The sequence below is a fragment of the Nocardia amikacinitolerans NBRC 108937 genome (assembly GCF_001612615.1).
Taxonomy (GTDB): Bacteria; Actinomycetota; Actinomycetes; order Mycobacteriales; family Mycobacteriaceae; genus Nocardia; species Nocardia amikacinitolerans.
On record NZ_BDAU01000022.1, the window covers coordinates 38990 to 58394 of the forward strand.

The 19405-nt window shown below is 67.5% G+C and carries 19 protein-coding genes; 8 read left to right on the forward strand and 11 right to left on the reverse strand.

Translation table 11 applies throughout. From position 1 onward, the window contains the following. Positions 1–2: 2 nt before the first annotated feature. Genes NAM01S_RS18100 through NAM01S_RS18115 form a run of 4 tightly spaced genes read left to right on the forward strand, consistent with a single transcriptional unit; the run spans position 3 to position 4209 of the window. Positions 3–1127, forward strand: a complete 1125-nt coding sequence (locus NAM01S_RS18100) for an STM4014 family protein (RefSeq protein ID WP_067786780.1) — start codon at positions 3–5, stop codon at positions 1125–1127. Then, entirely contained in the window at positions 1124–1954 is an 831-nt protein-coding gene (locus NAM01S_RS18105) for an STM4013/SEN3800 family hydrolase (protein ID WP_253799344.1), read from the forward strand. Before NAM01S_RS18100 ends, NAM01S_RS18105 begins: the two co-directional genes overlap by 4 nt. Beyond that, positions 1951–3291: an STM4012 family radical SAM protein gene (locus NAM01S_RS18110; protein ID WP_067786782.1), complete on the forward strand. Its 1341-nt coding sequence runs from the start codon at positions 1951–1953 to the stop codon at positions 3289–3291. The genes NAM01S_RS18105 and NAM01S_RS18110 overlap by 4 nt, the downstream gene beginning before the upstream one ends. Positions 3292–3297: 6 nt before the next feature. Next, on the forward strand, positions 3298–4209 hold the full coding sequence (locus NAM01S_RS18115) for an STM4011 family radical SAM protein (protein WP_067786784.1): 912 nt from the start codon (positions 3298–3300) through the stop codon (positions 4207–4209). Between the two features lie 14 nt (positions 4210–4223). Here the strand turns inward: NAM01S_RS18115 and NAM01S_RS18120 are convergent, their stop codons facing one another. The 3 genes from NAM01S_RS18120 to NAM01S_RS18130 form a co-directional block, all read right to left on the reverse strand. After that, complete coding sequence (locus tag NAM01S_RS18120) at positions 4224–5390, reverse strand: RNA polymerase sigma factor (RefSeq protein ID WP_067786786.1); 1167 nt, start codon at positions 5388–5390, stop codon at positions 4224–4226. Further along, positions 5390–5797: a YciI family protein gene (locus tag NAM01S_RS18125; RefSeq protein WP_067786788.1), complete on the reverse strand. Its 408-nt coding sequence runs from the start codon at positions 5795–5797 to the stop codon at positions 5390–5392. The genes NAM01S_RS18120 and NAM01S_RS18125 overlap by 1 nt, the downstream gene beginning before the upstream one ends. A gap of 246 nt (positions 5798–6043) precedes the next feature. After that, positions 6044–6415 carry a winged helix-turn-helix transcriptional regulator gene (locus tag NAM01S_RS18130; RefSeq protein ID WP_067786790.1) on the reverse strand — a complete coding sequence of 124 codons (372 nt, stop codon included), beginning with the start codon at positions 6413–6415 and terminating at the stop codon, positions 6044–6046. Positions 6416–6494: 79 nt separating this feature from the next. Here NAM01S_RS18130 and NAM01S_RS18135 point away from each other — a divergent pair, with 79 nt between their 5' ends. Beyond that, complete coding sequence (locus tag NAM01S_RS18135) at positions 6495–6905, forward strand: RidA family protein (protein ID WP_067786791.1); 411 nt, start codon at positions 6495–6497, stop codon at positions 6903–6905. Positions 6906–6908: 3 nt separating this feature from the next. Here NAM01S_RS18135 and NAM01S_RS18140 read toward each other — a convergent pair whose 3' ends face one another. After that, entirely contained in the window at positions 6909–7529 is a 621-nt protein-coding gene (locus NAM01S_RS18140) for a helix-turn-helix domain-containing protein (protein ID WP_067786793.1), read from the reverse strand. A gap of 87 nt (positions 7530–7616) precedes the next feature. Between NAM01S_RS18140 and NAM01S_RS18145 the strand changes: the two genes are divergently transcribed. Further along, positions 7617–8708, forward strand: a complete 1092-nt coding sequence (locus tag NAM01S_RS18145; protein WP_084483042.1) for an alpha/beta fold hydrolase — start codon at positions 7617–7619, stop codon at positions 8706–8708. 226 nt (positions 8709–8934) lie between these two features. Here NAM01S_RS18145 and NAM01S_RS18150 read toward each other — a convergent pair whose 3' ends face one another. From NAM01S_RS18150 to rpsF, 5 genes are all read right to left on the reverse strand, one after another. Continuing rightward, positions 8935–12030, reverse strand: coding sequence for a replicative DNA helicase (locus NAM01S_RS18150; RefSeq protein ID WP_067786797.1), 3096 nt, complete (start codon positions 12028–12030; stop codon positions 8935–8937). A gap of 673 nt (positions 12031–12703) precedes the next feature. Next, positions 12704–13159: a 50S ribosomal protein L9 gene (gene rplI, locus NAM01S_RS18155; protein ID WP_067786799.1), complete on the reverse strand. Its 456-nt coding sequence runs from the start codon at positions 13157–13159 to the stop codon at positions 12704–12706. Positions 13160–13176: 17 nt separating this feature from the next. Next, positions 13177–13428, reverse strand: coding sequence for a 30S ribosomal protein S18 (gene rpsR / locus NAM01S_RS18160; protein WP_067786801.1), 252 nt, complete (start codon positions 13426–13428; stop codon positions 13177–13179). 56 nt (positions 13429–13484) lie between these two features. Further along, entirely contained in the window at positions 13485–14030 is a 546-nt protein-coding gene (locus tag NAM01S_RS18165) for a single-stranded DNA-binding protein (protein WP_067786803.1), read from the reverse strand. A gap of 127 nt (positions 14031–14157) precedes the next feature. Beyond that, entirely contained in the window at positions 14158–14445 is a 288-nt protein-coding gene (gene rpsF, locus NAM01S_RS18170) for a 30S ribosomal protein S6 (protein WP_067786805.1), read from the reverse strand. A gap of 574 nt (positions 14446–15019) precedes the next feature. Here rpsF and NAM01S_RS18175 point away from each other — a divergent pair. Together NAM01S_RS18175 and NAM01S_RS18180 are read left to right on the forward strand one after the other, a co-directional pair. After that, positions 15020–16402 carry a glycosyltransferase family 87 protein gene (locus tag NAM01S_RS18175; protein WP_067786807.1) on the forward strand — a complete coding sequence of 461 codons (1383 nt, stop codon included), beginning with the start codon at positions 15020–15022 and terminating at the stop codon, positions 16400–16402. Positions 16403–16547: 145 nt separating this feature from the next. Continuing rightward, positions 16548–17510, forward strand: a complete 963-nt coding sequence (locus NAM01S_RS18180) for a DUF389 domain-containing protein (protein WP_067786809.1) — start codon at positions 16548–16550, stop codon at positions 17508–17510. A 3-nt stretch (positions 17511–17513) separates the two neighbouring features. Here the strand turns inward: NAM01S_RS18180 and NAM01S_RS18185 are convergent, their stop codons facing one another. Together NAM01S_RS18185 and NAM01S_RS18190 are read right to left on the reverse strand one after the other, a co-directional pair. Then, positions 17514–18137 (reverse strand): TerD family protein, encoded by a 624-nt coding sequence (locus NAM01S_RS18185; RefSeq protein ID WP_067786811.1) that lies wholly within the window; start codon positions 18135–18137, stop codon positions 17514–17516. A 93-nt stretch (positions 18138–18230) separates the two neighbouring features. Further along, positions 18231–19334, reverse strand: a complete 1104-nt coding sequence (locus NAM01S_RS18190) for a DUF475 domain-containing protein (RefSeq protein ID WP_067786813.1) — start codon at positions 19332–19334, stop codon at positions 18231–18233. Positions 19335–19405: the final 71 nt, after the last annotated feature.

Consider the following 19405-nt stretch of genomic DNA (forward strand, 5'->3'; position numbering starts at 1 on the left):
CCGTGTCCGCCCCGGCACCGGCGCGCTGGGTGATCGTCGGCAACGGCGAGAACCGGCGCGTCGGCATGTTCACCGATGCCGCCCGCGCCGCGGGATCGGCGGAAGTCCGCGTGGTCGAATGGCGTGACGTACTCGGTTCGGGCGGAGCCGATTTCAGCGACGACGAGATCGTGCGGCTGGATTCGCCGGGCGAGAACCCTGAGGTCGATCGGCTGTTGCGGGGGAGTTTCGAGCCGACGCGGGTGGAGGGTTCGGCCCGCTGGTACGCGCGGTTCCTGGACGCGGCGCGTTCGTTGCGCGGCGGTTTTCGGCTCGACGACACCGATGACCTGGCCGTGCTGTTCGACAAGCGGCGGTGTCATGCGCGGCTGTCGCGCGCCGGGATACCGGTGCCGTCCTCGCCCACCTCCGGCGGACGTGCCACGGTGCGCGGCTGGGCGGACGTGCGGAGTCTCATGCGCGAGGCCGAGATGCCGCGCGCGTTCGTCAAACTCGCGCACGGCTCGTCGGCCTCCGGCGTGCTGGCCATCGAATCCACCCGCGACGGACGACTGCGCGCGACCACCTCGGTGGAGATCACACCCGAGGGCCACCTGCACAACTCGCTGCGCGTGCGCCGCTACACCGCCGAACGCGAGATCGCGCACATCGTCGACCGGCTCGCACCGGACGGACTGCACCTGGAACGCTGGATTCCCAAAGTCTCCCAGGGCGGCCGATCCGCCGACCTGCGGGTCGTGGTCATCGGCGGGCGGGCGACCCACGCCGTCGTCCGGACGAGTCGCACGCCGCTGACCAACCTGCACCTCGGCGGCGCCCGCGGCGATTTGGCGGACTTCCGCGCCGCCGCGGGCGAGCACTGGGCGACGGCGCTGTCGATCTGCGAGCAGGCGGCCGCGTGTTTTCCGGCGACGCTGTGTGTCGGAGTGGATCTGCTGCCCGCCGTCGGGTGGCGGCGGTTCGTGGTCGGCGAGGTCAACGCCTTCGGGGATCTGCTGCCCAGGCTCTCCGGACTGCCGGAGGGTCCGGCCGCCGGGCTGGACACCTACACGGCTCAGATCGTCGCCGCGACAACTCGCTATCACTCTGCCCGGCAATCCGATTCGCGGACAGGAGTCCCACTGTGACGATCGCACAGCAGCCGGACATGAACACCGTCATCGGCCGAGACGATCTGCTGCTGCTCACCCTCGACACCCTGCGCTACGACGTCGCGGCCGAACTCGCGGCAGCGGGCCGGTTACCGAACCTGAGCACGCACCTCCCCGGCGGCGGCTGGGAGAAACGCCACGCCCCAGGCAATTTCACCTACGCGTCGCATCACGCCATCTTCGCCGGATTCCTGCCGACACCGGCGACGCCGGGCCCGCACCCCCGGCTGTTCGCGGCGCGCTTCGCGGGCAGCGAGACCACCGCCGAGCGCACCTTCGTCTTCGACGAGCCCGATCTGGTCTCCGCGCTGGCCGCGCGCGGTTATCACACGGCCTGCGTCGGCGGCGTCGGCTTCTTCAACAAGCAGGGCGCGCTGGGCAGCGTCCTGCCGGGACTGTTCGCCGAGAGCCATTGGGAACCGGAGTTCTCCGTCGCCTCGCCAACCTCCTTCGAGGCGCAGGTGGACTGCGCCGAACAGGTGATAGCGGGCTTGCCCGCCGAGCGGCGACTGTTCCTTTTCGTCAACGCCTCCGCGCTGCATCAGCCGAACTGGTTCCACCTGCCCGGCGCGACCCGCGAGGCGGGCGACAGCCGCGCCACCCACGCGGCGGCACTGGAATACATCGACAAGCACGTCGGCCGACTGTTCGACGTGATGCGTTCGCGCCGACGCTGTTTCGCCATCGTGTGTTCCGATCACGGCACGGCGTACGGCGACGACGGCTTCACCGGGCACCGGCTCGGGCACGAATCGGTATGGACCGTCCCCTACGGACATTTCTTCCTGGAGCCACCCGCATGACCCGCACGATCACCTTGCCCCGGCCGTATCAGAACTACGTCTACGCCTATCCGCACAAGACCGCCTACCGCCCGCTCGCTCCGCGACCCGCGCTCACCGACCTCTGGGCCGGACAGTCGCGGCGAGCGCTCTCGCTGTATCTGCACATCCCGTTCTGCGAGGTGCGCTGCGGTTTCTGCAATCTGTTCACCCGCGTCGGCGCGCCCGACGGCCTCACCGGTCGCTACCTCGACGCGCTCACCCGCCAAGCCGAGGCCGTTCGTGCGGCGCTGGGGGATACGGAGACACCGCGATTCGCCACCGCGGCGATCGGCGGCGGCACGCCCACCTTCCTCGAAGCGGGAGAGCTGACCCGGCTGTGCGACATCGCCGAAAACATCATTGGCGCCGACCTGCGCGCGATCCCGCTCTCGGTGGAGGCCTCGCCGAGCACCGCGACCGCCGACCGCCTCGCGGTCCTGGCCGAACGCGGGACGACCCGGCTGAGTCTCGGTGTGCAGAGTTTCGTCGAGGAGGAGGCACGCGCCGCCGTTCGGCCGCAGCGCCGCGCCGATGTCGAGGCCGCGCTCGGCCGAATCCGGGACACCGCGATCCCGGTGCTGAACATCGACCTCATCTACGGCATCGACGGTCAGACCGCCGCGACCTGGCGCGAATCGCTCGACGCCGCACTGGCGTGGCGCCCCGAGGAGATCTACCTCTACCCGCTCTACGTCCGCCCGCTGACCGGGCTCGGACGGAACACCGATCCGGCTGTCGCCGAACGTGATTGGGACGAACAGCGGCTACGACGCTATGCCGAGGGCCGCGACCACCTGCTGGCGGAGGGCTACGAGCAGGTCTCCATGCGTATGTTCCGTCGCGTCGACGCACCGCCGCAAGGGCCGGACGACTACGCCTGCCAGACCGACGGCATGATCGGCCTCGGCTGCGGAGCGCGCTCCTACACCTCCGGCACGCACTACTCCTTCGATTACGCGGTCGGCCCGCGCGAAGTGCGCGCGATCATCGACACCTATGTGGCAACAACAGATTTCACCCATGCCGCCTATGGACGAGTGATCGACGGCGACGAGTCCGAGCGCCGCTACCTGCTGCAATCGCTGCTCCAAGCCGAGGGGTTCGCGGTGGCCGACTACCGGCTGCGCTTCGGCCACGAGCCATACGACAGCTTCGCGTCCGAACTGGACATGCTCGCCGAGCGGGGCTGGCTAGCAGACCCACGATCGGGCTACTTGCGGCTGACCGCAACGGGTTTGGCCTACTCCGACGCCATCGGCCCCGAGTTCTTCTCCCCGGCGGTGCGCGCCGCCATGGCCGCCTACGAACATCGTTGAGCCGCAGTGGATCTCGCCATTCTCTATCGCGGACCGCTGGCCTCCTGCGACTACGACTGTCCGTACTGCCCTTTCGCCAAACGCCGCGACTCGACCGCTCAGCTCCGCGCCGACCGCGCCGCCCTCGAACGATTCACCCGGTGGGCGTGCGCGCAGACCGACGACCGCCTCTCGATTCTGTTCACCCCGTGGGGCGAAGGGCTCGTGCGGTCCTGGTATCGCCGCGCCATGGTCGAACTGTCGCACCAGCCGCACATCGACCGCGTCGCCATCCAGACCAACCTGAGCTGCCGCACCGAATGGCTCGCCGACGCGGACCTCGATACCGTCGCCCTCTGGTGCACCTACCACCCCGGCCAGACCCCCTACGACCGCTTTCTCGACAAGACCGCGCGGTTGACAAAGGCGGGCATCCGTTTCAGCGTCGGAATCGTCGGACTACCAGAACATCTCGAACAAGCTCGCCGCCTGCGCGCCGACCTGCCCGAGCACGTCTACCTCTGGGTCAATGCCGCCGAAGGCCACACCTACACCGATGCCGCCGCGGCCGACTGGACCGCTCTCGATCCCCTCTTTCCGTTCAGTCGCCATCCCCACGTCTCGGCCGGCCTCCCGTGCCGCACCGGTTCCTCGGTCCTCTCGGTGAACGGCGACGGCGACGTCCGCCGTTGCCATTTCGTCCCGGCCACCCTGGGCAACCTCTACGACGGCTCCTACCGAACCGCCCTCGCTCCCCGGCCCTGTCCACGCACCGAATGCGACTGCCACATCGGCTACGTCCACCTGGAAACTTTGCCGCTCTACGACGTGTTCGCGGGCGGAGTGCTGGAACGAATCCCTGTTCGGCCCGTCCGCGTCGAAACCTCGCTGGGCCTTCCGGCGATCCCCGGGCACACCTCGATTCCCACTGGTCGATGATCGTGAGCGGGCGCTCAGCCCTCGCCCGAGAGGCGCTGCCGGAGGGTCGCCGCGCGAAGCGTGAGGTGATTGCGCTCCGCGAGGTTCTGCGCATGTGCCGCCGCCTCCACGTAAAGCTTTGCCGCCGTGGCGATGTCGCCTGCTTGCTCATGGAGGTAAGCGGCGGAAGCGGTGTACCGCGGAAGCCTCGGGTCGAGGTCGGCGAGCGCGGCGAGCCCGGCGCGCGGTCCGTCCGCCTCGCCGACGGCGACAGCGCGGTTGAGCCGCACCACCGGACTGTCGGTGAGACGGACGAGCTCGTCGTACCACTCGACGATCTGCACCCAGTCGGTCTCCTCGGCCGTCTGCGCGTCGGCGTGCAGCGCGGCGATCGCGGCCTGCGCCTGGTATTCCCCGAGCCGGTCGCGGGCCAGTGCCGCCTGGAGTATCACAACGCCTTCGGCGATCAGATCGCGCCGCCAGAGGCTGCGGTCCTGCTCCGCCAGTGGCACGAGGCTGCCGTCGGCGCGCGTCCTGGCCGGGCGTCTCGCGTGGTGCAGTAGGAACAGCGCGAGCAGTCCCGCGACCTCCGGGTCGCCCGTGGTCGCCGCGAGCTGCCTGGCCAGCCGGATGGCCTCCGCGGCGAGGTCGACATCGCCGCTGTACCCCTCGTTGAACACCAGGTACATGACCCGGAGCACAGTGCGCAGGTCACCGGGACGATCCAGCCGGACCTCGCTCACGGTGCGCTTGGCCCGGCTGATCCGCTGGGCCATCGTCGCTTCCGGAACGAGGTACGCCTGCGCGATCTGGCGGGTGGTCAGGCCGCCGACGGCGCGCAAGGTCAGTGCGACGGCCGACGCGGGGGTGAGGCTCGGGTGCGCGCACAGGAAGTAGAGCCGCAACGTTTCGTCAACGGTGGCGGTCGGTCCCGGCGGCGGCTCCTCGGAGACCCGCAGCTCACGGCGCCGCCGCGCGGTGTCGGAGCGGGCGAGATCGAGGAAGCAGCGCCACGCCGTGGTGACCAGCCAGCCCTTGGGATCGTCGGGGCGCCGGTTCGGCCACGTCTCGACGGCACGGACCAGCGCCTCCTGAACGGCGTCCTCCGCGGTCGCGAAATCCGCCCCGCGGTGGACGAGAGCCGCCAAGACGCCCGGAATCAGGTCTCGCAGCTCGGCCTCGTCCACCGCGTCGGCGCCCATCACTCGGTGACGGTCGGCGGGGCGGTCAGGAACGGCCGAACCTCGAGCCACTCGTGGATCGGCTTGCCGCCCGCGCCCGGCGCCGCGGACAACTCGCCCGCCAGCTCGACGGCGCGTTCGTAGGAGTCGACGTCGATGATCATCCAGCCCGCGATCAGGTCCTTGGTCTCCGCGAACGGGCCGTCGGTCACCGGCGGCTTGCCCTCGCCGTCGTAGCGGACCCACGCGCCCTCCGGTGCCAGGGCCTGACCGTCCACGTACTCGCCGCTTTCCTCCAGGCGGGCCGCGAAGTCGTTCATGTACTTCAGGTGCGCTTCGATCTCGGCGGGCGTCCACCGATCCATCGGCACGTCGTTGACGGCCGCCGGGGCGCCTCGGTAGTGCTTGAGGAGCAGGTACTTGGCCATGAGATTCTCCCTTCGGACTTGCGACCCTAGTTGGTCGCTCACCCCTGGGACGGAACTGTCACGACGTTCTCGACATCCGCCGTGGAACTTTTTTCGCACTTGCTGTACGGCACCCGAATCGACTGTTTTCGATCCCTCCGAGACCATCCACAACCCGACCATCGCCCGGTTGGCCGCGCTGTCGCGGGCCGGAGTCTCTTCCCCGGCGTGGAATCGGCTCGCCCAGCTGGTGAAAGGCCAAGCGCCCTAGTCGGTCTCGGTTCGAACCTGGTCGTCGAAGCGTGCGCGGGCGAGCTCGACGTCCGGCAACGTGGTGGTGGTCCAGTGCAGGAGCGCGTCGATGAGGTCCTGCAAGGACCTTCCGAGTGGCGAGATGCGGTACTCGACGGACACGGGGCGCGTATTCGTGACGACGCGTTCGACCATCCCATTGCGCTCGAGTCGCCGAAGGGCGGCCGTGAGCGACTTCTGCGTCACGACCGGAATCGTTCGGCGTAACTCGTTGAAACGCAAGGGTTTCGCGCACAGCGCGTCGAGGATCTGCAGCGACCACTTGTCGAGGACTTGGTCGAGCAGCTCGCGGTGTCGCTCGGTGAGCTGCGGGCCGGTTTCCGTCATGAGACCTAGTCTCGTTGAAGTTCCCTTCGAATACCAGGTAGTCATTGGATACCGACTCGGTCCAGTGAAAGGGACACCCATGACAGTGCGGCTGCTGACCCCGGAGGGCATGTTCGCTCCCGTTCCGTACCACCACGTTTCGATCGGCACGGGTGCTCGCCAGGTACACGTGGCGGGCCAGATCGCGCGCGACGCCGAGGGAAATCCGGTCGCGACCGGAGACCTCGCAGGCCAGGTCGCGCACGCGCTGCGCAACACGGCACGCGGCCTCGCCGGCGCCGGGGCGAGCTTTGCCGACGTCGTACGCCTTCGGTTCTTCGTCACGCACTGGAGCCCGGACAAGTACGACGACTTCATCGCGGGTATCGAGCGCGTCACGGAAGAGCTCGGCATACCGACGCCGTTGCCGCCCTTGTCGGCGATCGGCGTGGACTACCTTTTCGAGCCCGACGTGCTCGTCGAGGTGGAGGCGTTCGCGGTGCTGGACTGAGGATCAGGGACGGGTGGTCGGCCCGCTCGGCTCATGGTCGGTACCGCTGTGCGAGCCGGATCGCACGTGCGCGCGCATCCCCTGCGGGCCGAACAGGATGAGGAGTTCGACCACCCCGCCGTCGGCACTGCCCAGCCAATGCGGCAGCGACGTGTCGAATTCGGCTGCCTCACCGGCCGGTAGCGTCAGGTCGCGCTCGCCGAGCACCAGCCGCAGGCGACCGTTGAGCACGTACAGCCACTCGTAGCCTTCGTGCGTCTGCGGTGTCGGTTCCAGCGGTTTCGGCCGGGCGGGGATGATCATCTTGAACGCCTGGATGCCGCCCGGCCGCCGGGACAGCGGAATGAAGGTCATCCCGAACCGCCGGATCGGCTTCAGGTGGATTCGCGGGTCGCCGGTGCGCGGTGCGCCGACCAGGTCGTCCAGCGGAATGTCGTAGGTGCGGGCCAGCGGCAGCAGCAATTCCAGGGTCGCCCGCCGCTGCCCGCTCTCCAATCGCGACAAGGTGCTCTCCGAAACCCCGGTCGTCGCGGCGAGATCGGCCAGGGTGATGCCGCGGTCGCGGCGCAGCGCACGCAGCCGGGGCCCCACCGCGTCGAGCACGTCTTCCGTATCGCGGTCCACGCGCTAATCTTGCCGGAACCGCAAGAAGGCGTGCCAGATCCTGGTCGGCCCGGTGAGACTCGTGGCGTCCCGACAGAAGGAGCCACGATGAGCACCACCGATGCGGTCACATTCAGGGACGGCGTCTGCGCGACCCGAACGGCAACAAACGATCCGAAGCCGAATTACCGTCTTGCCGAGACGGTTACGGGGCCCGCGCGGACCGTGGCGGCCGCCGTACTCGCCCTCCTGCTCACGATCGGCACCGCGGCGTGCGCCGCACCGGCCGCCGACGACGTCCCCGCCTACGCCGCCGTCACCCAGGACGACCCGCGGTTCACCAGCACCTTCCGGCACGCATTCGCCGACGTCGACGGCGTCCGGATGCACTACGTGACCGGCGGAAGCGGCCCGCCGGTGGTGCTGATCCACGGCTGGCCGCAGACCTGGTTCGGCTGGTGGCCGATCATGCCCGCGCTCGCCGAGCACTACACCGTCTATGCCGTCGACCTTCCCGGCTTGGGCGACAGCACCGGCTCCCCAACCGGTTACGACAAGGCCACGCTCGCGCGATACGTGCACACCCTGATCGCCGAGCGGCTCGGCGTGCGTGACGCCCGGGTGATCGGGCACGACTTCGGCGCCGCCGTGGCGTTCCAGTACGCGGCCCAGTTCCCCACCGACACATCGCGTCTCGGCTACTTGGATCTGCCGCTCCCCGGTCCCGGAATCGACGCGCCGACATATCGAACACTGAGCTGGCACATCGCCTTGCACTCCCAGCGTCGGGTCCCCGAGGCGGTGGTCGGCGACGACGTCCGCGAGTACCTTGCCCTGTTCTACCCCCAAGTCTCCTACGGCGGAACAGCTTTCGGCGGCACCTCGGACCGATCCCCGTTCACCGACACCGAGATCGATGAGTACGCGCGCACCTACCGCCGACCCGAGGTCCTGTCGGGCGGCTTCGAGCTCTACCGCGCCCTCGACGAGGACGTCCGCGACACCACGGCGGCCGCACCGGTCCACACTCCGACCCTGCTCATGGCCGCCCAAGGCCAACTCGACCCGATCCGCGCCACCACGACCCCGCGCATCACCAACATCGTCCGCGCGGTGGACGTTCCGAACGCGGGACACTGGCTGGTCGAGGAGAACCCCCAATTCGTCACCGCGGAGCTGCTGCGCTTCCTCGGCGGATGATGTCGGTTCGCACGTGCCGATGTGGACCGTGCCCTCGAACTTTCACCGGCACTTCGCCGCGCGGAGTCCTGGCCGACGGCGCCGGCCATCGCGTCTTCACGGGCGATCCGGCCGGCGCGGTCGAGGACGCCACGGCCGTCGTGAGCACCGTCGCCGCTGCCGCCCTGTCGACCCGTCGGATACGAAGCGATAGACCGGCACGTCGACCGAGTCCTACGAATTCGTCTCAGCCGCGGGCCATGTCCACGAACCTGCTCAGGTGCAGCTGGTGGGCGACGGTGATCGTGGCGGTCGGACCGTTACGGTGCTTGCCGAGGATCAGGTCGGCCTCGCCGCCGCGCGGGTCGTCGCGTTCGAAGGCGTCGGGCCGGTGCAACAGGATGACCATATCCGCGTCCTGCTCGAGACTGTTATGCGAGGTTATTCCGTTGGCCACATAATTATGCGTGTCGGGGACGGTGCCGTCGTAGACGTCTTGTTCACCGAGGCTGGTGATTTCGACGATCTTGTCCCAGAACACGTCGTTGGTCGCGAACATCTCGATGTCGGCGTCGTCGAGGACGGCGGCTACACGAGCTAGTTTCGCGCGCCCCGGAGCGTGCTTCCACTTGGACGCGCAGAACCTGGAACCGAGTGCGGCGCCGAATTCCTTGTGGGTCATCTGCCTTGTCCTCAGCAGATCGCTAACCTTGGTCCAGACTTCCTTCGGGACAGTGTCAGAGCCTGGCCGAGGAGCAATGGACTCGAGTTGCCGGAGCAGTTCACGTGCAGACTCGCCCCGGGCTCCGTTGACATTGACGTCGCGCAGGAATCGCGTCTGGTTCTCAACGCGATCGATAGTCACGTGCCAGCATGGCCGATACCCGGACTTCTGAACACGAGCGATGCGAGCGTGAATCCCGAGGCGCAGCAGAAGCTGTCCGACATCGTCGGCAAGGCGTCGACTAGTGGATGCGTAGTACACACGGCCCATGTGTGCCTTCTCGTCCCAGCGTACCGAGCCATCGGTTGCCCACAGATGATGCAGAAAAAGCGCGATTTGATCGTTCGGCAAGGCGAAAACAGCCTGCGGAATGAACTTCTCGTAGCTGCGCAGGCCGAAGAGCCCCAGCTCGTCGAGCCACGCCGCGATCGGGTTTCGCTTGCCATGCGTCAGGCGGTAGGGCGCGGGCAGGCGCAGGGTGGTCACACGCGCCGCCGCGTACTCGTCGCGCACCGCAGCCACACCGAAGTGCTGGGCCGCCGTCGTGACGGCGGCGAGGTTCTCCTCGTCGATGCTCGCGTAGCGGATCGGCTGACGCTTCACACAAGAGCCGTCACCGATCATGTGGGCCAGCAGGATCACCTCCGCATCGGCCATGCGAGTGGTGTGCACCGGTTCGGGGACCTGCCGCGGTGTTGCCAGGCAGTCGCCGATGGTCAGCTTCTCCAACGGGATCCAGCCGTCCACCGTCAGGAACGGGTGGTTGCCGGTCGCTTCCACTTCGCGACCGGAGGCAAGCCGCAGCTTGAAGACTTCCTTACGACCGCTGGGGAACACCTTCACCATCGGACGCGCGACCATCCGCATTCGTTCGTCCAGCGACCACACCAGGGGCTGCTCACCACTGGCGAGCAGCTCACCGAGCGTGGTCTCGCCGCCGTTGTCGGCGCGCAGGATCCGCGTCGAGGCGGGCATACAGCCCGACTCGCGGAGGTCGGACACCATGGGCCGCTTGTCGGTTCGCTGTTCGGGACCGCGGTTCAGCTGGCTGATGGCGACCACCGGTACTTCGAGCTCCTTGGCAAGCAGCTTGAGGTTTCGGGAGAAGTCCGAGACTTCCTGCTGGCGGGATTCGACCTTCTTGCCGGAGGTCATCAGCTGGAGGTAGTCCACCACAACGAGTTTCAGGTCGTGGCGCTGCTTGAGGCGACGCGCCTTCGCGCGAATCTCCATCATGGTCAGGTTGGGCGAGTCATCGACGAACAGCGGCGCCTCACTGATCTCGCTCATCCGCCGAGCCAGCTTGGTCCAGTCGTCGTCGCTCATCCGCCCAGACCGCATGTCACCGAGCTTGATCTTCGCCTCCGCGGAAAGCAGACGCATGACGATCTCGGTCCTGCTCATCTCGAGCGAGAAGATGACGCTGGCCAGCCCATGCTTGATCGAGCAACTCCGCATGAAGTCCATGCCGAGGGTCGAATTGTGGGTCGGCACTCCCGATCGCCCAGCGAGGTAGAGGTGCTGGGCGTTGTCGACCTCGACGCACCGCACGGGGACGCTGTCGATCTTGCGAACGTCGACGATGCGGCGTGGCGCTGAACGGGCCGTGCCGCTAACGGCGTGGTTGAGGTCACCCGTGAGGTCGCGCAAGGTGTGGGCGATCTCGCCGGTGGTGCGGATCGCGACCGGGCTGGCTACGTCCAATGCCGATCGGGTGACCCATTGGTGGGATTCATCCGCGACGACAACTGTTCCGTCGGAGAACTCGACCTCGTAGCAAGGCCGGTCGGTGAGGACGTCGGTGGCAGCGAGGACGCGGGTGGGGCGCCCTTCGGCGTCGAGGAGTTCGTCGCCGACCTGAACTTCGCCCATGGTGGTCCAGCCGCTGGGGGTCGGTAGCGGGGTGTCGAGGGCGAGCGCCTTTCCGACACCGGGTCGCGCCGCGACGATGATCATCTGGCCCGGGTGCAGGCCGTTGGTGATCTCGTCGAGTTCGGTGAAGCCGGTGGGGACGCCGAGGGAGATGCCGCCGCGGGAGGCGATGGAGTCGATTTCGTCCATCGTGGGCTGCAGGAGTTCTTCGAGGGGGAGGAAGTCCTCGGTGGTGCGGCGTTCGGTGACCTCGTAGACCTCGGCCTGGGCGCGGTCGACGACCTCGGCGATGTCTTGGCCGTCGGCGCCCGCGTAGCCGTACTGGACGATGCGGGTGCCCGCCTCGACGAGGCGGCGCAGAATGGCCTTCTCGGCGACGATTTCGGCGTAGTAGCCAGCGTTGGCCGCGGTGGGGACGGTCTGGGTGAGGGTGACCAGGTACGGCGGGCCGCCGATGCGCTTGAGTTCGCCGCGGCGGTCGAGGCCCGCGGCGACGGTGACGGGGTCGGCGGGTTCGCCGCGGCCGTAGAGATCGAGAATGGTGTCGTAGATCGCCTGGTGCGCGGGGCGGTAGAAGTCGCCGGGCCGAATGACTTCGACGACGTCGGCGATGGCGTCCTTGCTCAGCAGCATGCCGCCGAGGACGGACTGCTCGGCGGCCATGTCGTGCGGCGGCTGGCGGCCGAAGTCTTCGCCGGGAGGTTCGGGCGGGAAGTCGGTGTGCCCGCGGTCATCGGTGGTCGTCACCAGACTCGACCGTCCTCTCTACCCCACGATCGGATTTCACCGTATCGATGACTCGTTCTTACTCCGGGCCTCTGACACGTTTGCCTCGGCCACGGACGCGTGTGCCACAGCCCCGTCGACCGGTTCCAGCAACTCTCGCGACAGCTCGAATTCGCGCCATTTCGTGCGGCCCGATTCGGGCAATGCGACGAACCTAGGCGACTCGGTGGGGCGTCGCCAAACCGAGCTGTGCACACAACTGTGGATAAGTTGGGGACTGTTTACCAAACCGTGTGCACCCCCTGTGTACAACTTGGGGAAAACCCAGGTCACTCCGGCGAAAGGCGCTGATGGATGCGCGTTTCCGCATCCATCCACGTGTGGATAGATCTCATCTCGGCGTGTCGCTCGAGATGAACAGCCGGGCGTGTTGGGTAAACAGCGCGTGTGCACGCTATGAGCTGAGTCACATTGCGATCGGTCGGTTTGCCCAGTAATCCACAGGCCGAATAACCGGAGGTGAAACGCGATAGCCGACGCGAGCCGGTGGTGTCCCACTTCACTGCCTTACATTCCAGCAAATAACTGGCTAATAAAGAAGGAGGCGCGAAGGGGCAGGCCGAAGACCACCCCCGTGCGATCACAGGGGTGGTCTTCGACGTGAATGCGCGAACCGCCCGAGAGCGGTGCGGACTCAGCTCGCCGCGGCGACCTGCAGGTCGAACTTGGCGACCACGTCCGGGTGCAGGTGCACCACGATGCCGTGCTTGCCGGTCGACTTGATGTGCGCCTTCGGCAGCTCGATGCTGCGCTTGTCGACCACGGGGCCGCCTGCGGTCTTGATGGCCGCGGCGACGTCCGCCTGGGTCACCGAGCCGAACAGCTTGCCGGTGCCCGCGGTCTTCACGCTCAGCGAGACCGACTCCAGGCCCTCGATGGCCTGCTTCAGCTCGTTGGCGTGGTCCAGGTCGCGAACCCGGCGGGCGTCCTGCGCCCGGCGGATGCCCTCGACCTGCTTCTGCGCGCCACGGCTGGCGACGATGGCCAGGCCGCGCGGCAGCAGGTAGTTGCGGCCGTAGCCGTCCTTGACCTCAACGGTGTCGCCGGGGGCACCGAGGTTGTCCACATCAGCGGTCAGAATCAACTTCATTTGCGTGCCTCCCTTACTCAGCGAGCCGTCGACACGTAGGGCAGCAGGGCCACCTCACGCGAGTTCTTCACGGCAACGGCGATGTCGCGCTGGTGCTGCACGCAGTTGCCGGTCACCCGGCGGGCGCGGATCTTGCCGCGGTCGCTGACGTACTTGCGCAGCAGCGTCGTGTCCTTGTAATCGATCGAAACGGTGCCGGACTTGGCTTCCTTGCAGAAAGCGCAAGCCTTCTTCTTCAGCACCTTTTCGCGCGCGGGCGCTTTGGGCATGGTCTCTTACTCCAAAATTATTGTGGCCCAACTGATGCGGGCCTATGAAAGCCGTCTCAGAACGGCGGTTCGTCATCCATGCGGCTGTTGCCCCCGAAGGAACCTGCCGCGGGCGCGCTGCCCCAGGGGTCGTCCTCGGCGCCGCCGGAACGACCGCCGCCACCACCGCTGCTGCCGGAGGAGGCGTAGCCACCGCCGCCGCCACCACCGAAGCCGCCGCCCCCACCGCCGCCGCGGCTGGCCTTGTTGACCTTCGCCGTCGCGTAGCGGAGCGAGGGGCCGACCTCGTCGACCTCGAGCTCGACGACCGTGCGCTTCTCACCCTCGCGGGTTTCGTAGGAGCGCTGCTTGAGCCGTCCGCTCACGATGACGCGAGCGCCTCGGGTCAGGCTTTCGGCGACATTTTCCGCGGCTTCGCGCCAGATGTTGCAGCGCAGGAAAAGCGCTTCGCCGTCTTTCCATTCATTGGTATTACGGTCGAACACGCGGGGGGTGGACGCGACGGTGAAGTTCGCCACCGCCTGCCCCGCGGGCGTGAAACGCAGTTCGGGGTCGGCCGTCAAGTTTCCGATGACGGTGATGACCGTGTCGCCTGCTGCCATGGGTTCCTCCTGCTCGGTGTGCAGTCCGCATGCACTCGCTTCGTTGCGCTAGAGCCTAGAGACAGGCACCGACGCAGACGAGTGCTGGTTGTTTCGAGCGACCTGCGAGCAGTCGCTAGCGGCGGAACTACTTGTCGTGGCGCAGAACCTTGGTGCGCAGCACCGACTCGTTGAGCCCCAGCTGGCGGTCGAGCTCGCTCACCGTGGCCGGGGTCGCGGTCAGATCGACCACCGCGTAGATGCCCTCGGCCTGCTTGCGGATCTCGTAGGCGAGCCGACGACGGCCCCAGATGTCGACCTTGTCGATCTTGCCGCCTTCGGTCTTGACGACGCTCAGCATGTTGTCCAGCGACGGACCAACAGTGCGCTCGTCCAGGCTCGGATCGAGGATGACCATCACTTCGTAATGACGCACGGACCAATCACCTCCTGTGGACTCAGAAACGGCCACGGACGGTCCGTGGCAGGAGGGTTCGTTGCGTCAGCAACCCGACAAGGCTACATGAGGGGGGCGGGTTTGCCTTGCCCAGGGGTGGTTCTCCGGGTGCGTGCCCGCAATGGGAGAACACGGTCTGCTCGTGCGGCGTCTCCGCACAAGGGCACCTGCCGGGGGCGGGTGTACCTTGCCCAGGGGTGGTGGGGGCAGGTGTGCCTGTCCATACGGTGGTTCTCCGGGTGCGTGCTCGCCAACGGGAGAACACGGTGTGCTCGTGCGGCGTCTCCGCACAAGTGCACCTGCCGGGGGCGGGTGTGCCTTGGCCAGGGCTGGTTCTCCGGGGGCGTGCCCGCAATGGGAGAACGCGGTCTGCTCGTGCGGCGTCTCGGTCGGCACAAGGGCACCTGCCGGGGGCGGGTGTGCCTTGCCCAGGGGTGGCTCTCCGGGTTGCGTGCTCGCCAATGGGAGAACACGGCGTGCTCGTGGAGCGTGTCCGCCCAAGGGGGCGGGTGTACCTGCCCATGGCATGGGTTCGGGTCCTAAGGTGGTCAGCATGTCGACCGGATCCGCCGCTACCGAGGTGCGGGTCCGGCGCGCGTCGCGCGGGGGTGCGCTCGCTGCCGTGATCGTCCTGCTGTGCGGGCTGACGTTGGCGCTCGCGTACGCGAACAAGGCCCGGTGCGCGGGCGCGCCGTTCTATGAGAACGGTCGAAGCACGGTCTTCGACGTGATCAAGGATTCGGACGTCTGCTATTCCGACATCCAGTTCCTGTGGCTGGGCCGCGACATCGATCGGCACGTCTTCCCCTACGTCGACGGTGGCATCACCGACGACGGACTGCTCACCGGCGGCGCCGTCGAATATCCGGTGCTCAGCGGCACGCTCATGTGGGTCGGCGCGATCGGCGCGGAGACCGACGCCGACTTCCTGCGTCTGTCCGCCTTGTTGCTCGCGCCGTTCGCGCTGCTCACCGCCTGGTTCCTGGCCCGGCTCGCCGGCCGCGCCGCGCTGCTCTGGGCGATCGGTCCGCCGCTGGTGCTCTACGCCTTCCACAACTGGGAGTTGCCGGTGGTCTGTACGGCGGTCGCGGCCGTCTACGTGGTCACCATGGCGACCAGGTATTCGCTGCGCACCCGCGCCGTGCTGGCCGCCGTGCTGCTCGGGCTCGGCTTCTGTTTGAAGCTGTATCCGGGAATCTTCGTGCTGCCGTTGATGATCTATGTGCTGACCGGCGGCGCCGAGCGCGATCCCGACGACGATTCCGGTCTCGACTGGCGCGGCGCGCTGGCGACCGCGGGCGCGGCCATCGGCACCGTCGTCGCGGTGAACCTGCCGTTCGCTCTGATCGGATACGAGGGCTGGCGGGCGTCGATCACCTTCCAGCAGCTGCGCCAAGCCGACATCACCACCAACTCCATCTGGTACTGGGGACATCACCTGCTGTACGGCCGCGAGACCGAGACCAGCCAGTCCTGGCACGACGGCGTCTCCATCGCCTCGCCGGTCCTGATCCTCGCCGCGTTCGTGCTCGCGGTCTGGCTGGGCTGGAAGCGTTATCGAGCGACCGGTGTCTTCCCGTGGGTCGGCGTCAGCGGCGCGATGCTGTGTGGATTCCTGGTTTTCCACAAGGTCCATTCGCCGCAGTACACGCTGTGGCTGATCCCGTTTCTGGTGTTGCTCGCGGTCCCGTGGCAGGTGATCGGCGCGTATCTGCTCGCCGACGCGGCCATCGGTATCGGCGTGTTCCGCTACTTCTACGCGATGGGCTCCGGCGCGCCGTTCGAGATCCAGGAAACAATCGTCCAGTTCGGCGTGTGGGGGCGCGCGATCCTGCTCGTCGCACTGTTCTTCCTGTTCATCAGGGCCGATCCGCGCGGAAGCAACGTGAAGTCCGCGCGGGCGACCCCGGACCGCGGGGATCTGGTCGCCGCCTGAACCCGAACCGCACACCCAACCCAACCCCCAGGCCGTCCTCTTGTGCGGAGACGGCGCACGACCAGACCCCGTCTTTCCGTTGGCAGGCACGCTCCCAGAGAACCCCCTCTGGGCAAGCACACCCGCCCACGGCAAACTTGCCCGCATGCTGCACATGCGGATCATGTCTCCGGCGGCGCTGACCGACGACGTGCTCGACATCCTCGACCGGGACACCGCGGTGAGCGGGCTGGCCGTGATGCGCGGTGCCTCGCTGCGACCGCCCGGTGATCTGGTGCTCGTGGACGTCGCGCGGGAAGCGGGCAACGACATCGTCGACAAGTTGCGCGCGCTCGGCGTGCACAAGCACGGAAGCATCGAGTTCGACCAGGTGCGAACGTGGCTGTCGCGCAGCGGTTTCGACGCCGAAGTGCGCACGCCGGGCAGTAGCGCGGACGCGGTGGTGTGGGCCGACGTCGCGCAGCGCTCGTACGAGGAAACCGAGCTGAACTGGACCTACTTGAGTTTCATGACGATGGCGACGGTGATCGCCGCCATCGCGATCGTGCTGGATTCGCAGATCCTGGTCATCGGCGCCATGGTGCTCGGCCCGGAGTTCGGGGCCATCGCCGCGCTCGGCGTCGCGCTGGTGCGCCGCCGTTTCGTGCTGCTCGGCCTCGCGGTGCGCACGTTGTTCCTCGGTTTCGCTGCGGCCATCGTCGTGACGTTCATCCTGGTGCTGATCGGCCGCGGGCTCGGCTGGATCACCATCGAGGACGTGACCGGTCCGCGGCCGGACACGGCGTTCATCTACACGCCGGACAAGTGGTCGTTCATCGTCGCGGTGATCGCGGCGGCCGCCGGAGTGCTCGCACTGACCTCGTCGAAGGCGTCCGGTCTCGCCGGTGTCTTCATCTCGGTGACGACGGTGCCCGCCGCCGGAAACATCGCGCTCGGTGTGGCTTTCGGTGTCGGCGAGGCGATCTGGGGGAGCACCTTGCAGCTGCTGGTCAACCTCTCCGGCATGGCGTTGGCGGGATGGGCGACGCTGGCGTTCCAGCAGGCCGTGTGGTCGCGCGTTTCGGTGCGGCGGGCAAGGGCGATGAGCAGGCCGCGCCGGATGCTGTAGCCGTCACTTGCTCGCGCTGCTCCACTGCATTCCCCAGCGGTAGGCCTCGTCGATGTGCCGCTGGGTTCCGTTGATGTACTGCACTTCTCGGTGCACGGTGATACCGCGGCCGTTGTTCTGGAGCAGGGCGATGGCGCAGGAGCGTGCGCCGTCGACCGGGGAGTCGAGGCGCATTTCCACCTGCGGTCCGGTGCTCGGGTAGAGGGTGACGACACCGTCGGCGGCCGCCCAGTTCGGCACGCCCTCGTAGATGAAGGCGAAAATCAGGATGCGCTTGAACAATTCGGGCCGGGCGAGATCGATGTGCATGTTCTCGCCCGATGTGACGGCGCCGCTGCGGTCGTCGCCGTCGAGCTGGATGTACGGTTCGCCCGCCAGCGAGCCGAAGTTCTCGCCTACCGCCTGCACGACACCCTTGGTGCCGTCGGCCAATTCGTAGAGGCAGCCGAGGTCGAGATCGACCGGCTTGGACCTGCGGAAGAAGCCCTTGGCGGCCCGCGACCAGTTCAGATTGACCCGCAAGACCCCTTGCTGCTCACCGGGTTTGGTGAGATTGATGCTCGGCGTCGCCTTGGACAGTGTCACCTTCGTCGGATTCGCACCGCCGGACTGCTGCTCGGACGCCATGCGCGGTCCCCCTCGGGAAAAGAGAAGCGGCAACGGCTTCCTCCGTCGGAGGGGCCGCTGCCGCATGGAGTTTCGTCGGCTGCCTGCCGAAAATCAGCCTACCGGCGTGACAGCTCGCTCGCTCTCGAGTTCCTCCTCGTCGCCGCCCTCGCGCTTGTTGCGAAGCACGCTGCTGATGAACGCGGCGCCGATGAACGCCACACCGATCAGACCGGTGACGAGCTCGTTGACGTGCACGCCGATCGAGATCAGCAGGATCGCGGCGAGCGCGCCGATCGCCCAGTGCGCGCCGTGCTCCAGGTACACGTACTCCGAGAGCGTGCCCTTGCGCACCAGGTACACCGTGATGGACCGGACGAACATGGCGCCGATCAGGCCGAGGCCGAGCGCGATGATGATCGGGTCGGAGGTGATGGCGAACGCGCCGATCACGCCGTCGAAGGAGAACGAGGCGTCCAGCACCTCGAGGTAGAGGAACAGGAAGAAGCCCGCCTTACCGGTGGCCTTGGCCAGCTCCGACGGTCCGCCCGTGTGCTCCTCGGTGTGGAACATCGAGCCGAGCCCGTCGACCGCGATGTAGACGATCATGCCGAGCATGCCCGCGATCATCACGGTGGCGCGCTTGTCGTCGGCGGCGAGGAACTCCGCGGTCAGGACCAGGCCCGCGCCCGCGACGACGACCGAGAGCATGTCCAGCTTGCCCGCCGCCGCCAGCGGCCGCTCCAGCCAGCCGAGCCAGGTGATCTCGCGCTCCTCGAAGATGAAGTTCAGGAACAGCAGCGCGAGGAACATGCCGCCGAACGCCGCGATCTGCGGGTGCGCGTCGGTGAGCAACGTCTCGTAGCTCGGGCTGCCGTCGGGGAAGTAAGGAGCGTCACCCGCCGGCGGGTTGAGTGCCAGGTCGAGGGCTTGCACCGGGTCCAGGCCCGCGGTGATCCACACGATCGCCAGCGGGAACACCAGGCGCATGCCGAAGACGGCGATGAGCACACCGATGGTGAGGAAGATGCGCTGCCAGAAATCGCTCATCCGCTGCAGGATGGTGGCGTTGATGACGGCGTTGTCGAACGAGAGGGAGACCTCGAGGATGCCCAGGATCGCGCACAGCGCCAGGGCGGTGGGGCCACCGTACAGGAACGCCACCACCAGGGACGCCACGGTGACGAGGCCGGACAGGCCGAAGATGCGCAGGACCACGCGTGGACCTTTCGTGAATGGGAACTGAAACGGCGAGATTGCTACCAGCGTGGCCGTTGAACCGCCGGATG

Coding starts and splice junctions, on each gene's coding strand:
- NAM01S_RS18110 (WP_067786782.1), top strand. CDS start 1,951: ATGACCCGCACGATCACCTTGCCCCGGCCGTATCAGAACTACGTCTAC.
- NAM01S_RS18120 (WP_067786786.1), bottom strand. CDS start 5,390: ATGGGCGCCGACGCGGTGGACGAGGCCGAGCTGCGAGACCTGATTCCG.
- NAM01S_RS18125 (WP_067786788.1), bottom strand. CDS start 5,797: ATGGCCAAGTACCTGCTCCTCAAGCACTACCGAGGCGCCCCGGCGGCC.
- NAM01S_RS18130 (WP_067786790.1), bottom strand. CDS start 6,415: ATGACGGAAACCGGCCCGCAGCTCACCGAGCGACACCGCGAGCTGCTC.
- NAM01S_RS18135 (WP_067786791.1), top strand. CDS start 6,495: ATGACAGTGCGGCTGCTGACCCCGGAGGGCATGTTCGCTCCCGTTCCG.
- NAM01S_RS18145 (WP_084483042.1), top strand. CDS start 7,617: ATGAGCACCACCGATGCGGTCACATTCAGGGACGGCGTCTGCGCGACC.
- rplI (WP_067786799.1), bottom strand. CDS start 13,159: ATGAAGTTGATTCTGACCGCTGATGTGGACAACCTCGGTGCCCCCGGC.
- rpsR (WP_067786801.1), bottom strand. CDS start 13,428: ATGCCCAAAGCGCCCGCGCGCGAAAAGGTGCTGAAGAAGAAGGCTTGC.
- NAM01S_RS18165 (WP_067786803.1), bottom strand. CDS start 14,030: ATGGCAGCAGGCGACACGGTCATCACCGTCATCGGAAACTTGACGGCC.
- NAM01S_RS18175 (WP_067786807.1), top strand. CDS start 15,020: ATGTCGACCGGATCCGCCGCTACCGAGGTGCGGGTCCGGCGCGCGTCG.
- NAM01S_RS18180 (WP_067786809.1), top strand. CDS start 16,548: ATGCTGCACATGCGGATCATGTCTCCGGCGGCGCTGACCGACGACGTG.
- NAM01S_RS18185 (WP_067786811.1), bottom strand. CDS start 18,137: ATGGCGTCCGAGCAGCAGTCCGGCGGTGCGAATCCGACGAAGGTGACA.